This is a genomic window from Buchnera aphidicola (Floraphis choui), from assembly GCA_039830045.1.
Taxonomy (GTDB): Bacteria; Pseudomonadota; Gammaproteobacteria; order Enterobacterales; family Enterobacteriaceae; genus Buchnera_B; species Buchnera_B aphidicola_AX.
The window spans coordinates 278,284-294,205 of the sequence record CP140044.1 but is presented as its reverse complement, the minus strand read 5'-3'; the positions used below and the strand labels follow the sequence as shown (position 1 = coordinate 294,205).

The following is a 15,922-nucleotide window of genomic DNA, read 5'->3' as shown; positions in this document are numbered from 1 at the left end:
AAAATGACTTTATTAAATTCATATTTTGGTAATTTTGGTGGGATGTATGTTCCACAAATTTTAATGCCTGCATTACATCAACTAGAAAAAGCCTTTGTTTCTTCTTTAAAAAGTTCCCAATTTAAAGAAGATTTATCTAGTCTTTTAAAAAACTATGCAGGACGCCCTACACCACTTACATTATGTAAAAATTTAACAAAAGGAACAAATACACGAATTTATCTTAAACGAGAAGATCTGCTCCATGGAGGTGCGCACAAAACGAACCAAGTTTTAGGACAAGCTTTATTAGCAAAACGAATGAAAAAAAAAGAAATTATTGCAGAAACTGGGGCTGGACAGCATGGAGTAGCAGCAGCATTATCCTGTGCTTTATTAGATCTTAAATGCCGTATTTATATGGGAGTTAAAGATATCAAAAGACAACAACAAAACGTATTTCGTATGCAATTAATGGGAGCAAAAATAATTCCAGTAAACACCGGAAATGGAACTCTAAAAGATGCATGCAATGAAGCTTTACGTGACTGGTCTAAAAATTATATTAACGCACATTATATGCTTGGAACGGCTGCTGGGCCGCACCCTTATCCAACTATAGTTAAAGAATTTCAAAGTATTATTGGAAAAGAAACGAGAAAACAAATTTTTGAAAAAGAAAATAGTTTACCTAATTCTATTATTGCATGTATAGGTGGAGGATCAAATGCTATCGGTATATTTTCTTCATTTATTTCAGATGATTCTGTTAATCTTATTGGAGTAGAACCAGGAGGAGTAGGTGTTCACACCGAAAAACACGGTGCTCCTTTAATGCATGGAGAAACAGGTATTTTTTTTGGTATGAAAACAAAAATTATGCAAACAAGTGAAGGACAAATAAAAAAGTCGTGGTCTATTTCTGCTGGATTAGATTTCCCAGCTGTAGGACCTGAACATGCTTGGTTAAAACATATTAAACGTGCTAGATACGTTTCTATAACTGATACTGAAGCAGTACATGCATTTCAAAATTTAAGTAAATTAGAAGGAATTATTCCAGCATTAGAATCTTCTCACGCATTAGCTTATGCACTTAAATTAATGAATGATAATCCTAAAAAAAAACAAATATTAATTGTAAACCTTTCAGGAAGAGGTGATAAAGATATTGAAACTGTTAAACATTTTTTAAATATATAAGAGTGATATTTATAATGAATCGTTATCAAAAATTATATGACAAACTAATTCCATTTAAAAGAGGTTGTTTTATTCCTTTTATTGTTATTGGTGATCCATCAATTAATACATTTTTAAAAATAATTGATACTTTAATTGAAAATGGAGCAGATGGACTAGAATTAGGTATTCCGTTTTCTGATCCTATAGCAGACGGTAAAGTCGTACAAAAAGCTAATTTAAGAGCTTTTAAATCTGGTATAAACGTTAATAAATGCTTTGCAGTATTGTACGAAATACGTAAAAAATATTCTACTATTCCAATAGGATTACTGCTGTACGCAAATTTAATATTTAAATTTGGAATTAATAATTTTTATTTGAAATGTTCTAATATTGGAATTGATTCAGTTTTAATAGCAGATCTTCCAATTGAAGAATCACATAGCTTCAGACAATGTGCTATGATCAATAATATATTACAAGTTTTTGTTTGTCCTCCTGATGCTAAAAATGACATTATCGAAAAAATTTCTGTATATAGCAAAGGATATATTTATTTATTATCTAGATCTGGAGTAACTGGAATAGACGATAAAATAATAGTGCCACCATTAAATTTAATTAATAAATTAAGACAATTAACTAAGACACCTCTGATACAAGGCTTTGGAATTTCTAATCCTAATCAAATAAAACAAATTATATCATCAGGAATATCTGGAGTTATTTGTGGATCAATTATTATTCAATTAATTGAAAATTATTTTTATAATGAAAAAAAACTTATAAAAGAGATAAAAAGATTATCTTTATCTTTAAAAATCGCAGCAAGTATCGCTGAATAATGCTATTTACTATGTCATAAATAAAAGATATTTAATATCAAATATAAATATATAATGTATTGGAATAATTTATATTTTAATAAATGTTGTATAGAATATAATATTGAAATATATTTTACTTTAAGGAGCATGAATGCATATCACGACAAATTCATTATACTGTGATACTATTAGTTTTTTTAAGAAAAAATGGTTAATAATACTTATTATTACTTTTTTTTCTTCTAGCATAACTTCAATATTAGATAATATTTTTGCTTTACATTTAAATATCTTGACTATTTTCTATGAATTTAAAACGAATCATTATCATTCATTATTTGATTTTATACAAACATTAACTCCTGATCAACAAAGACAATTATTACTTTTTTCGATAATAAAATTATGTTCATCATTAATTGGTAATACTTTTTTAATAAGTATTTTGACAATATTCATACAGTTTACATCACTTAAAAAAGAAAATTTTTTTTTAGAATTAAAAAGAACTAATCCATATTTATTTATGAGCGTATTTCTACTAATATTAATTAATACAATAGTAATTCAATTAGGATTAGTATTATTAATTGTTCCAGGAATAATATTTTTTATATTGTTATCTTTATCTCCAATTATATTAATAATAAATAATACAACTATAACAAAATCTATTATTGATAGCATTCAAATAACGTTAAATAATTTTAAAGTAGTTTCTCCTGCTATCATAATATGGATATTTTTAAAGCTAATTATTTTAATGTTGTTATCAGATATAAACATCATATCTGAATCAATATCATTTTTCTTATTAAGTATAATTATTAATTTAATTTCTTCTATACTAATTATATATTTATTCCGTTTTCATATGTTATCGCGTTCGTTTCGATACTTTAAATAAACATAATTTTGGACGTAACTTTATGAAACATTTATTTAATTTTATTCCAATTTTAACCTTTTTTATTACATATAAATTTTATAATATTTTTAATGCATCAGCTGTATTAATGCTTTCAACACTTTTAATATGTATATTGAATAAAATTTTATTTAACAAAATTGATAAACTAGATCTCATAAATTGTATTTCTGTTTTATTTTTTGGGTGCTTAACATTGTTATTGCATGATAGCAACTATATTAAGTGGAAAATAACAATAATATATTTATTTTTTTTCTTTCTATTTTTAATTAATTATCTATTATTTAAAAAACCATTAATTCAAAAATTATTAGAAAAAAAAATAACGTTAACTCGTTCTACTTGGAACAATTTAGATATTATTTGGTCTATTTTTTTTCTAATATGTGCTGGCATGAATGTATACTTTATGTTTTATTTATCAGAAAATATGTGGGTACTTTTTAAAGTTTTTGGACTAACTTTCTTGACATTATTTTTTATTTTTATCAATGGAATTTACATACATTATTCTATTTCTAAAAACAAATAATTAATAATTTTATTTAGAGAATATTTTATGAATAAACAATACCATTTGCCACAAGGAATAATAGTTTTACGTACCTTGGCAATGCCAGCAAATACTAATGCACATGGAGATATCTTTGGTGGATGGATTATGTCTCAAATGGATATAGGAGGAGCTATATTAGCTAAAGAGATTGCTGGAGGAAGAGTAGTTACAGTTAGTGTTAATGGAATGACATTTTTAAAATCAGTTATGGTTGGCGATGTTGTGAGTTGCTATGCGCGTTGTATTAAAATAGGAAATAGTTCAATTACTATAAAAGTTGAAGTATGGATAAAAAAAGTTGCTTCAGAACCTCTAGGATTGCGTTATTGTACAACAGAAGCAGTATTTGTTTATGTAGCTGTAGATAAATTAGGAAAACCAAGAAATATACTGCCATTAAGTGTAATTTAATTATATATAAAGATCAATTATTATATAAAAACATATGGTATTAATTTAATAAATTCTAAAATTTAAATATATTTTAAAAATTTAAAATATATTCTAAAATATCTTTTTTAAATAGTAAAATCATAAATATCAAACTCAGTATTATTATTAATTATAATTTAATAATAACTAATAAAGATAAAATTAATTATTTTATATTTCATTTAAAAATATTTTAAAATATTATAAATTATCACAAATTGAACTCTAATTTTATTATTTAAAATTTTGAAATGTTAACTGGATTATTATTAAATGATTAATTTTTATTCTATAATCACTTGGTTAATTATCTCAGGATATTGGTTATTAATCGTCAGTATAACAATTCGTATACTTTCAAAACGCCGTGCAATACCGTCAGCAATGGCATGGTTATTAGTAATTTATATACTTCCTATAATAGGTATTGTAACTTGGTTATTTTTTAAAGAATTCTATCTTGGAAAGAGAAGATTAAAGTTAGCTAGTACTATGTGGTCTACAAAAAATAAATGGTTAAATAATTTAAAATCCCGTAATTTTATATTTGAAAATAATAATAGTGAAGTAGCAACTTCAGTATTTCAACTATGCAAGCATAGACAAGGAATATCAGGTATTAAGTATAACAAGTTAAAATTATTGAAAAATACACAAGAAGTCATTAAAGCTCTAATACAAGATATTTATTTAGCAAGGAATAATATTGAAATTGTTTTTTATATTTGGAAACCTGGTGGATTAATAGATGATGTAGCAACAGCATTAATAAAATCAGCTCAAAGAGGAATAAAATGTAGGATAATGTTAGATTCTGCTGGAAGCATAAATTTTTTTCGTAGTAAATGGGTAACTATTATGCGTAGTTCTGGAATACAAATAGTTGAAGCTTTAAAGATAAACGTATATAAATTATTTCTTAGAAGAGTAGATTTAAGACAACATCGAAAATTTATTCTTATAGACAATTATATTACATATGCAGGAAGTATGAATTTAGTAGATCCACGTTTATTTAAAAGATCATTGAAAATAGGTAAATGGATAGATTTAATGATTCGAATAGAAGGTCCAGTAGCTACTACTATGGGAATAGTATATTCTTGCGATTGGGAAATAGAAACTGGAAAAAAAATTTTCCCAAAACAACCTACGTGTAAAGTTATTACTTTAAAGAAAAATAATCCTTCTGCTATACAAATAATTGCTTCTGGCCCGGGTTTTACTAAAAATATTATTCATCAAGTATTATTAACTTCTATTTATGCAGCGCGAAAAAAGATAATAATTACTACTCCTTATCTAGTACCTAGTGATGATTTATTATATGCAATATGTACAGCTGCTCAAAGAGGTGTAGAAGTTAGTTTAATTATTCCAAAAAGTAATGATTCTATTTTAGTTCAATGGGCTAGTCGGGTATTTTTTAGTGAACTCTTAGAATCTGGTGTAAAAATTTATCAATTTGAAAAAGGATTATTACATAGTAAAAGTATTTTAATAGACATGCAATTAAGTTTAATTGGTACTGTAAATTTAGATATGAGAAGTTTATGGTTAAATTTTGAAATTACACTAGTAGTAGATGATAGTAATTTTGGAAAAGATTTATTTTTACTACATAATGAGTATATTTCACATTCTAAATTAATAGATCCAAAATTATGGGCCATTAGGTCTTATTGGGAGAAAATAATAGAAAAGTTATTCTATTTATTAAGTCCATTATTATAAATTTTTTAAAGAAATAAAAATAATATTAAATCTAATGAATATATAAGTGTTCAGAAATTAAAATATAAATTTAAAATAATTTTATTTCTAAAATATTAGGAAATTTTTATAAAATACTACATTTATATAATGTAAACATTAATAAAATTATAAATAATAAATATTTAAAATTTTACTATTATAAAGAAATATTATTAAATTATTGAAATTTACATTCTTATAATATTAAATAATTATTACTTATATTATTATTTCTTAAAACATGTTAACTAGTTATTATGTAGGCACTTAACAGTTTGGAATGTACAAGATGCCTACATATCTTTATAATAATTTACTATTAATAATGTTCTTATAATTTTATTAATAAATATTTTTAAAAATACAAATTATTTTGTAGTGAAATGGAATATATTTACTATTTATTGATATTTTATTATTAATTTTAAATTTAATTTATATTAAGTTGGGAAAATATGCCCCATTTTTTTTGCTTTAGTGTTTAAATACTTAAAATTATTAATATTTCTTCCTGAAATTAATGATATTCTTTCTATAATTTTTATACCATTTTTATTTAAAATTTTTACTTTTAATGGATTATTAGTTAATAATCGTATCGTTTTAATATCTAATAATTTAAATATATCAGCACAAAAAGTGAAGTCTCTTTCATCTTCAGAAAATCCTAAATAATGATTAGCTTCTACAGTATCTAAACCTATATCTTGTAATGCATAAGCTCGAATTTTGTTTGATAAACCAATGTTTCTTCCTTCTTGACGATGATATATTAGAATTCCACTACCTGCTTTAGCAATGGTCATTAACGCTGATTGTAATTGAAATCCACAATCACAACGTAAACTAAAAAATGCATCTCCAGAAAGGCACTCGGAATGAATCCTTGATAAAACAGAATGACGATTTTTAATATCTCCATAAACTAAAGCAATATGGTTTTTTCCTCCATGTTTTTCTTCAAAGACAATCATTAAAAATTCACCAAATATAGTAGGTAATTTAGCTTCCGCTATCCTTTTAAGTTGCATATATTCTCCATTATTATTCGTTTAAAATCTAACATTTATAAAAACGTAGTTTTTAAAATATATAATAAACATATATGTTACAATATCGATAGCGTATAATCACTATATTAATGATAATATTTATTTAACAGAATGTAAGTTTCGTAAACTTAAAATATATTTAAGTAAATGAAAAAACTTATTATATTTTTATGTTTTATATACAATTATAAAATATATTAATAACATAAAGTAAATTTTTTAAAATATAATTCATAATCCTTAAAATTTCTCAAAATTTATAAATATTGTATAATTTTAAAATTATTATGTTTTGATTTTGAAAATACAACTAAACTTTAAAAAACTACAATTTTTTAAATATCTAATTTTGTTAAAACTAACAACGTTATTTATGATGTCACATTTCTATTTTAAAATCATTAAATGTTTTTGAAAATTTAAAATTAGTCTTTATAATGCTAGAACTAATTAATAAAATTAAAATTTATTAATATGAGATTTTGTTCTATGAAACTACGAAACGCTACCAAAAAACCAAATATTATTATTGCTTTAGATTTTTTTAATAAAAATAAAGCTATGAAATTAATAAATAGTCTTGATCCTAATATTTATGCACTAAAAATAGGAAAGATTATGTTTACCTTATTTGGATGTAAATTTATAAAAAAAATTCAAAAAATGGGATTTAATGTTTTTTTAGATCTAAAATTTCATGATATTCCAAATACAGTATTTGGGGCTATAAAATCTGCAGCTGATTTAGGAATATGGATGATTAGTGTTCATATTTGTGGAGGAATAAAAATGTTACAATCAGCTAAATTAGCATTACAATCATTTCACAAAAAAAAACCATTAATTATGGGGGTAACCATATTAACTAGTCTTGACAAGTCAGATATTCGAAGTATAGGAATTAATATGTCAATTAAAAATTATATACTTGTTATGTCTAAATTAGCACAAAAATGTAATTTAGACGGAATTATTTGTCCAGGTCAAGAAGTATTAAATATAAGAAAAAAATTAGGAGATAACTTTAAAATATTAACTCCTGGAATTCGACTAGAAAAAAGATCTTTTCATGATCAAAAAAACGTTATTACCCCAAGAATAGCAAAGAAATGTAATATTGACTATATTATTATTGGAAGAGCTATTACATCTTTAAAAAATCCACTAATAGAATTAAAAAATATTCAAATAGAACTAAATAAATGATACATAATAGTTAATTGCATATATTTCTAGTAAATTTTATTAAATTATTGTATTGAAATTCTGCATGATATGATGAACGAACTAATGGGCCACAAAATGCTTTTTTAAATCCTATTGAAAGAGCTTCTTTTTCAAGTTGAGAGAACTCTAATGGATTAAGATATCTTTGTACTGGAAGATGTAATGTACTAGGTTGTAAATATTGACCTAGAGTTAATATACTAACGCCATTATCAAACAAATCTTTCATAACTTTTAGTACTTCTTTTTTAGTTTCTCCTAATCCTAACATTAAACCTGATTTAGTTATAACATTTGGGTTAGTAACTTTAAAAAGTTTCAATAATTTCAATGATTTCTTATAACTTGCTCCTGGTCTCACTAATTTATATAATCTAGGTACATTTTCTAAATTATGATTAAAGATATTTGGAGGAGATAAACTAATAGTTTTTATAGCATTTTTTAGTGCACCTCTAAAATCTGGAACTAAAATTTCAATTATGATGTTCTTTTTTTTACGAATAGCTTGAATACAATTTAAAAAATGTTTTGCACCTCTATCTTCTAAATCATCTCGTACTACAGAGGTAATAACAATATGTTTTATATTCAAATCGATTACAGCTTGAGATAATTGTTGTGGTTCTTTTAAATTAATTGCTAATGGTTTACCATGATCTACTGCACAAAAAGGACATCTTCTAGTACAAATTGTTCCAAGAATCATAAACGTAACTGTTCCTTGATTAAAGCATTCTGATATATTTGGGCATAATGCTTGTTCACAGACAGTATTTAATTTTTTTTGTCTTAAAGAATTTATAGTATCATGAATTTTATTTATGTTAGATGGAAATTTGACTTTTATCCAATTAGGTTTTTTTAAAATTTGATTATTGAAATTTGATAAAACTCTTATAGATATTTCTTTTTTACGAGAAATATTAATATTTTTGCTATTTAGAAAGTTATTTTTTTTTTATACATAAGTTTTAGTATTCCTATGATTAAATTATATAGAAATCATACCTATTCTTTCAAAAATCTATAATATGCTTATATTATAAATTTTTGAAGTATATTATATATTAATTATTAATAATTTCAAATTAATATCGTATATAAAAATGTAATTTATAGAAAATGTTTTTTAATATTATTAACTAATACTAATTGAATAATTCTAAAATTTATATTGGGATTGATATCAATAATTTGAGTCATCTTAATATTATTGCCACAAGGATTAATATAATCAAATGGAGATAAATCCATATCAATATTTAATGCCATACCATGAAAAGAACAACCTTTTTTAATACGTAACCCAAAAGAACATATTTTTTTATTATTAACATATATTCCAGGAAATTTTTTCATTGTATATGCACGAATAGAAAAACATTTTAAAGTAGATAATACAATTTTTTCTATTAATAAAACAAGTTGGCTAATATTTATTTTACGACGTATTAAATCTAATAAAAAATATACTACTAGTTGCCCAGGACCATGATATGTTATTTTTCCACCTCTATTGCTAAATATAATTGGAATATGCTTAGGAATAGACCAAGTGTGCTTTTTTTCACTTACTCCAATAGTGAAAATTGGGTAATGTTGTACTAACCATATTTCATCTAATACGAATCTATTTCGCATAATAGTAAAATTTTCCATATGATTTGATATGGGTTTAATATGGCGAAACCCTAAATTTCGAATTTTAATGTTACATTTCACTATTACTTAACAACCATATAAATAACATAATATAAAAAACTTGAATTTCTAAAATTATATCGTTTAAATAACATAAAATATTATATTTTTATAAATAAGAAAAACTTCATATATAATTAAATAAAATAGATTTTAAACCTACAACAATAAATTCAACACCTATAGCCATTAATAACAAACCCATGATGCGAGTCATTACATTAATTCCACTTTCTCCTATAATATCTACAATTAAAGGTGCAATTTTAAATAAACACCAGCATAAACATGAAAAAAGAATTATTGTAATAGTACATCCTAATGTATTAATCCAACTAGAATAATGAGTACTCCAAATTATAGTAGCACTAATTGCTCCTGGACCTGCTATCAAAGGCATAGCTAATGGTACGACAGCAATATTATTAGTTAAGTTGCTTTTTAAACTTGTATTTTTATTTTGCTTGATATTTGCTATTAACTTTCCATTAACCATAGAAAATGCAATAGAAATAATTAATATTCCTCCAGCAATACGAAAAGAATTCAAAGAAATATTAAACAAATCTAAAATAATATTACCAAAAAGCAAGGAAAAAAATAAAATAAAAATTACTGCTAAATTTGCAACAAAATTTGTTTGATTTCTTTCTTTTACAGATTGAGCATTAGTTATGCTAGTAAAAATAGGAATCATACCGATGGGATTAACTAAAGCAAATAAACTGAAAAAAAAACTTATATATACAGATAAATCAAAAACAGGAACATTCATATTTTACTCCTAAATCATTATAAATTAGATAAAAATTAAAAATAATACATAAATAAAATAAATAATATTCAATATAAAAATTATAATAACATATTGAAATTCTTAAATATATTGTATTATTTTTATTAAACTTTAAAATATAATATTAAATTTACTAATATGTCTAAGAAAATTTTAATTGAAAGTATGTTTTTAAAATACCATTATTACTGTCCTAGTACGATATTCGTAGAGACAATATAAATAAATAAAACTTATAATAATATTTTCAAGTTAAATTGGTTTTCCTATAATGCTTCTTGTTTCTATTTTAATATCTACCAACATAATTTTAATGATATTAGAAATAATATAATATTCTTTTCCTACAATGTACACAATTCCTTTTTCTTTATCACAAATTAATTCATGTTTAACACTATGTAAAAAAGGAGCTGGTATAAAAACATTAGCTCCATTTTTTATTAATTTTACTTTCATTCCAGAACGAAATATATCTGTTATTTTAGCGTCAAATATTTTTTCTTTATAATATCTTTTTTTTAAAAAAATAGCATATAACCAATCTTCTATATTTCTTTTTGCTATTCTCATTTTACGACGTCGATCACTTATTTTTGACAAAATTTCATTATCAGGAGAAATAGCTTTTTCTTTTCCTGTAATAATAGATTTTAAAAGACGATGATTAATCATATCACTATATTTTCTAATAGGAGATGTCCATGTGGCATAAACTGGAAATCCTAGAGCGAAATGAGGTTTGGGAACATTATGAATTTCTCCAAAAGATAAAAATCTTTGAATACGATTGTCAAGATATTCGTTAGATATATTATCTAATGTACGTTTTAATTTACAAAACCCTTCTAATGTTTGAATTTCACTCATGTTAAATGAAATATTATACTTGGATAATAATGAAGTAGCATATTCAGAATTAATAGATTCAAAACCAGAATGTGTATTATATACTCCAAAACCTAATTTATCTGATAATAACTTTCCTGCACATATATTAGCTGCTATCATTGATTCTTCGATAATTCTATTAGCTACTCTTCTAGGTTCTATATATACTCCTAATATGTTGAAATCATTCGACAATTTAAAAACATATTCTGGACGTTCTTTAAATAATAGTGCGTGATCTTTTCTCCATTTAATTCTTAAATTACAAAAATTATTTAATAAATATAATTGATTAGCGATCACATCAGATTCTGGATACCATGTTCCTTTATTCTCTAACCAATCTGATACAGATTCATATGATAATTGAGATTTAGATGTAATCCACGCTAAAAAGAAATCAGTTTTTTCATATAATAATTTTCCATCACAATTAAATAACATTTTACAAGCAATAACGGGGCGACGTTGATCCATTTTCAACGAACACTTATCTTCAGACAAAATACGAGGAAGCATAGGAATATTTAAACCAGGCAAATAATTGGTAAATCCTCTTTCACGTGCAGTAATATCTAATACACTCCCTAAATCAATATAAGCAGTAGGATCGGAAATAGCAACAATTAATGTAAATGATCCAGACGGTTGTTGCTCTATAAATAAAGCATCATCGATATCTTTAGTAGAAGTATGATCAATAGTAATGAAGTTTAAGTTAGTAAGATCTATTCTTGAATAGCTATCATTTAAAGTAATATTATCAGCTTGTAGATTAGGTTCTAGTATTTCTAATTGATGACGTGATAAAGTTACTAACCACGGTACTAACGGGTTTTTTTCTTCAACAATAAATTTAATTAATTTTGCAGAAAATCTATAATCTCCTTTTAATTTGTGTTGAGTTAATATAGCTATAGCCCAATCTCCAGTTTGGATATTTTTTGGTAATACACAAGAAACTATACAAATAATTAGTTCTTTTAAAAATGGATGATCTGGTTTAATATAAAATTTATTTTTAATTTTGTAAATTTTTCCAACAAATTTAGATAGAAATGGTTCTACTAATTTTTCTGGATAAACAATTTCTCGAGAATTTTCAATTTTTAATTGTGCAATAATACGATCTCCATGCATTACTGTCTTCATTTCTTTTGGTGGTATAAAATAACTAATTCGAGAATCTATTTCTAAAAATCCAAATCCTTTTTCTGTACCTTTTACTATTCCTTCAATGCGAGGTATTTTAGAACATAGCTTTTTTTTTAATTTTGAAAGTAATGGATGATTGTGAAACATAATTATAAAACCTATATTTAAAATAAAATAAAAATTTAATTATTTATATTAATACTTTTATATACTATTTAGTAGTTACAACTATGTATAAATATTACTTGGTTGGTTCTAACAATATAAAAAATAGAGGAAGTAATTTATAAAGAGCGACATAAAAAATTGTTATATTTAACTATCTTCATTTTATATTTATGTGAAATAAAATAGAATTATAAATTAAATAAAATATATGAAATAACGTAATTTTTTTAATTATCTACTGTATTCATAGTAGCAATATTAAATCCACCATCTACATAAATTATTTGACCAGTAATACCTTTAGATAAATTAGAACATAAAAATGCCGCAGTATTACCTATATCTTGAATTGTAACTGGATTGTTATAAGGCGAAATAGAATTACTAAAATTTAAAATTTTTCGAAAATTCTTAATTCCACATGCAGATAGGGTTTTAATAGGAGCAGATGAAATCGCATTCACCCTAATATTATCTACTCCCATACTACCTGCCATATATCTTACATTAGATTCTAAAGAAGCTTTTGCAATACCCATAATATTGTAATTAGGTATTACTTTTTTAGAACCTATATAACTTAGAGTTAAAATAGAAGAGTTTTTTTTTAACATTGATCTACATTCTCTAGCCATACCTACAAAGCTATAAGAACTAATATCATGTACTTTTAGAAAATCATTTCTATTTATATTATTTACATAGTCTCCAGACATTTGATGTTTTGGAGAAAAAGCAATAGAATGAACAAATCCATCAAATTTTTTCCACTTTTTTGATATATTTAAGAAAAGTTGCTTTATACTCTCATCATTAGAAACATCACACGGAAATACAATATTAATTCCTAATTCTTTTGCCAAAGAGAAAACCTTATCTTTTACTTTATCGAGATGATATGTTAATGCCAATTTAGCATTTTGTGAATGCATAGCTTTTGCTATACCAAAAGCAAGAGAATATCGATTTGCTACTCCAGTAATTAAAATTTTTTTTCCTTTCATAAAACCCATAAAAATAATCCTATAAAATAATTTATATTTCACTTAATAATAGATAATTTTAAACAAATTTAACTGTTTTTTAATATAAGAACATTATATTATACGATAAATCATCATTACTTTCTTAAGATATTTCCACGCCTGTATCGCTGGATGTTTTTTTTTATATGATTAAAAAATTGCTTTTTTTTCATTTTATTTAATTTTTGTATTGCTGTCTTTCTATTATTAGATAAAGTTTTTAAAAGCATGTTAGATCCATTTACATATGATACGATTGTCGCGTATCTCAATATCTCCGAATTATGAATTCCTGACAAATCTTGATGTTGTAAAATATAAATATATGCTGTTCCTATATCAATATTAATTTTAGGATTATATAAATCGTAAATAGATGGTTGACCATTTTTACCTTGAAATCGATATACTTCTCTTCCAGCGCTACGAGGTTTTATTTGCATTAATCCTATTGCTTTAGAACTACTAATAGCTTTTTTATTTCCAGCTGATTCAATACAAATAATCGATTCAATTAATTTTGAATCAACTCCATATTTTTTTGAAGCTCTTTTAACAATATGTGACCAAGAATGTATAAATTTATAAGAACAAAAATGATTATAAGAATAAGTCTTATGATTTTTTTGTAAATTATGAAATTTGCAAAATAAAACTAAAATAAAGATGATATACGTATTTAATACTATTTTTTTTTTAATAATCGAAATAATTTATACATAAATAACTTATCTTTTTAATTTAATTTAAATGTAATTGAACTACTTTATAAACTTTAAATAGTGATAAACATCAAAACATAATATATGAATGTTATTTTAGAAAAATTATTAATATTATTCATAATATTGCTGATGTTTAAAATTTTTTGCTAATTTCGTTGATAAACCTAAATAATTCATAGGTGTTAATTGAATTAGTTGTATTTTTTCTTCTTCTGGAATAGTTAAACTGTTTATATAACTATGAATTACAGCTGAATTTATTTTTTTCCCTCTAGTTAATAATTTCAATTTATCATAAGAATTTCTTATACCATATTTACACATTATAGTATGAATAGGTTCTGCTAATATTTCCCAATGTTTGTCTAAATCTTCTAATAGTTGTACTTCATTTACTTTTAATTTTTGAATTCCTAATATAAGAGAATCATATGCTATTACTGAATAAGCTATAACTGCTCCTATATTACGTAATACTGTAGAATCACTTAAATCTCTTTGCCAACGAGAAATAGGTAACTTGTTAACAAAAAAATTGATTATGGCATTAGATAATCCCAGATTACCTTCAGAATTTTCAAAATGTATAGGATTTATTTTATGAGGCATAATAGACGATCCAACCTCACCAGGATTATTTTTTTGAATAAAGTAATTTAACGAAATATATCCCCACATATCCTGGTTAAAATCAATCAGAATTGTATTAACTCTAGCTATACAACTAAAAAATTCGGAAATATAATCATGTGGTTCAATTTGAGTAGTGTATGGATTCCAAACTAATCCAAGAGAGGATACAAAATCTTGACTAATTTGATGCCAATTTATATTAGGATAAGCGGAAAAATGAGCGTTATAATTTCCTGTAGAACCATTAATTTTACCCAGCAAATTAATATTTTTAAGTTGCTTAAGTTGACGTTCAATTCTATAAGAAAAATTAACCATTTCTTTTCCTATAGTTGATGGAGTAGCCGGTTGACCATGGGTACGAGATAAAATAGGAAAGTTATAATAATGAGCTATAATTTTTTTTATTTCTTTAATGATGTTTTCCCACATTGGGATAATAACTTTTTTTCTAGCAGTTTTTAACATCAAAGAATAAGCTAAATTATTTATATCTTCTGAAGTACAAGAAAAATGTACAAAATTTATAATTCTATGTGTGCCTAACATTTTAAATAGCTTATCTTTTAAAAAATATTCTATTGATTTTACATCATGATTGATAGTTTTTTCTAATTTTTTTATATTTTGAGCATCATTTTCATTAAAATTATTGATAATAATATCAATATGATGATCAATAGTTTCACTTTCCTTTGAAGATGTTTTTATTTCGTTTAATGTTAATAATTTTTTTAACCATAATAATTCAACTTTTACACGAAATTTTAAAAATGCATATTCACTAAAAATATCTCGTAATTTAGTAGTATGATTACTATAACGGCCATCAATCGGTGAAATAGCAGTAAGAGATGATAATATCATTATTTACTTACCCC

15 protein-coding genes are annotated in these 15,922 nt (G+C 24.0%); 7 read left to right on the top strand and 8 right to left on the bottom strand.

Annotated features, from left to right (window positions below):
- Positions 1 to 3 precede the first annotated feature (3 nt).
- The 6 genes from trpB to cls all read left to right on the top strand — a co-directional run bounded on the left by trpB (position 4) and on the right by cls (position 5,644).
- Positions 4 to 1,182, top strand: a complete 1,179-nt coding sequence (gene trpB, locus UAT33_01305) for a tryptophan synthase subunit beta (GenBank protein XBC44082.1) — start codon at positions 4 to 6, stop codon at positions 1,180 to 1,182.
- A 14-nt stretch (positions 1,183 to 1,196) separates the two neighbouring features.
- Positions 1,197 to 2,009: a tryptophan synthase subunit alpha gene (trpA, locus tag UAT33_01300; GenBank protein ID XBC44081.1), complete on the top strand. Its 813-nt coding sequence runs from the start codon at positions 1,197 to 1,199 to the stop codon at positions 2,007 to 2,009.
- A gap of 133 nt (positions 2,010 to 2,142) precedes the next feature.
- Positions 2,143 to 2,898 (top strand): YciC family protein, encoded by a 756-nt coding sequence (locus tag UAT33_01295; protein ID XBC44080.1) that lies wholly within the window; start codon positions 2,143 to 2,145, stop codon positions 2,896 to 2,898.
- A 22-nt stretch (positions 2,899 to 2,920) separates the two neighbouring features.
- Positions 2,921 to 3,454 (top strand): septation protein IspZ, encoded by a 534-nt coding sequence (gene ispZ / locus UAT33_01290; protein ID XBC44079.1) that lies wholly within the window; start codon positions 2,921 to 2,923, stop codon positions 3,452 to 3,454.
- 27 nt (positions 3,455 to 3,481) lie between these two features.
- Positions 3,482 to 3,889 carry an acyl-CoA thioester hydrolase YciA gene (gene yciA, locus UAT33_01285; GenBank protein ID XBC44078.1) on the top strand — a complete coding sequence of 136 codons (408 nt, stop codon included), beginning with the start codon at positions 3,482 to 3,484 and terminating at the stop codon, positions 3,887 to 3,889.
- 294 nt (positions 3,890 to 4,183) lie between these two features.
- Positions 4,184 to 5,644 carry a cardiolipin synthase gene (gene cls, locus UAT33_01280; protein ID XBC44077.1) on the top strand — a complete coding sequence of 487 codons (1,461 nt, stop codon included), beginning with the start codon at positions 4,184 to 4,186 and terminating at the stop codon, positions 5,642 to 5,644.
- A gap of 461 nt (positions 5,645 to 6,105) precedes the next feature.
- Here cls and ribA read toward each other — a convergent pair whose 3' ends face one another.
- The gene (ribA, locus tag UAT33_01275) at positions 6,106 to 6,696 is read right to left on the bottom strand and encodes a GTP cyclohydrolase II (GenBank protein ID XBC44076.1); all 591 of its coding nucleotides are present in this window, start codon (positions 6,694 to 6,696) and stop codon (positions 6,106 to 6,108) included.
- A 510-nt stretch (positions 6,697 to 7,206) separates the two neighbouring features.
- Between ribA and pyrF the strand changes: the two genes are divergently transcribed.
- Complete coding sequence (pyrF, locus tag UAT33_01270; GenBank protein XBC44075.1) at positions 7,207 to 7,923, top strand: orotidine-5'-phosphate decarboxylase; 717 nt, start codon at positions 7,207 to 7,209, stop codon at positions 7,921 to 7,923.
- Between the two features lie 10 nt (positions 7,924 to 7,933).
- Here pyrF and lipA read toward each other — a convergent pair whose 3' ends face one another.
- The 7 genes from lipA to purB all read right to left on the bottom strand — a co-directional run bounded on the left by lipA (position 7,934) and on the right by purB (position 15,908).
- Complete coding sequence (lipA, locus tag UAT33_01265) at positions 7,934 to 8,875, bottom strand: lipoyl synthase (protein XBC44104.1); 942 nt, start codon at positions 8,873 to 8,875, stop codon at positions 7,934 to 7,936.
- Positions 8,876 to 9,060: 185 nt separating this feature from the next.
- Positions 9,061 to 9,669 (bottom strand): lipoyl(octanoyl) transferase LipB, encoded by a 609-nt coding sequence (gene lipB / locus UAT33_01260; protein XBC44074.1) that lies wholly within the window; start codon positions 9,667 to 9,669, stop codon positions 9,061 to 9,063.
- Between the two features lie 106 nt (positions 9,670 to 9,775).
- Positions 9,776 to 10,423: a YchE family NAAT transporter gene (locus UAT33_01255; GenBank protein ID XBC44073.1), complete on the bottom strand. Its 648-nt coding sequence runs from the start codon at positions 10,421 to 10,423 to the stop codon at positions 9,776 to 9,778.
- Between the two features lie 273 nt (positions 10,424 to 10,696).
- Positions 10,697 to 12,637 (bottom strand): exoribonuclease II, encoded by a 1,941-nt coding sequence (locus UAT33_01250; protein ID XBC44072.1) that lies wholly within the window; start codon positions 12,635 to 12,637, stop codon positions 10,697 to 10,699.
- Between the two features lie 248 nt (positions 12,638 to 12,885).
- Positions 12,886 to 13,671 (bottom strand): SDR family oxidoreductase, encoded by a 786-nt coding sequence (locus UAT33_01245; protein ID XBC44071.1) that lies wholly within the window; start codon positions 13,669 to 13,671, stop codon positions 12,886 to 12,888.
- A gap of 107 nt (positions 13,672 to 13,778) precedes the next feature.
- Positions 13,779 to 14,243 carry a transglycosylase SLT domain-containing protein gene (locus tag UAT33_01240; GenBank protein XBC44103.1) on the bottom strand — a complete coding sequence of 155 codons (465 nt, stop codon included), beginning with the start codon at positions 14,241 to 14,243 and terminating at the stop codon, positions 13,779 to 13,781.
- A gap of 276 nt (positions 14,244 to 14,519) precedes the next feature.
- Positions 14,520 to 15,908 (bottom strand): adenylosuccinate lyase, encoded by a 1,389-nt coding sequence (purB, locus tag UAT33_01235; GenBank protein XBC44070.1) that lies wholly within the window; start codon positions 15,906 to 15,908, stop codon positions 14,520 to 14,522.
- Positions 15,909 to 15,922 lie beyond the last annotated feature (14 nt).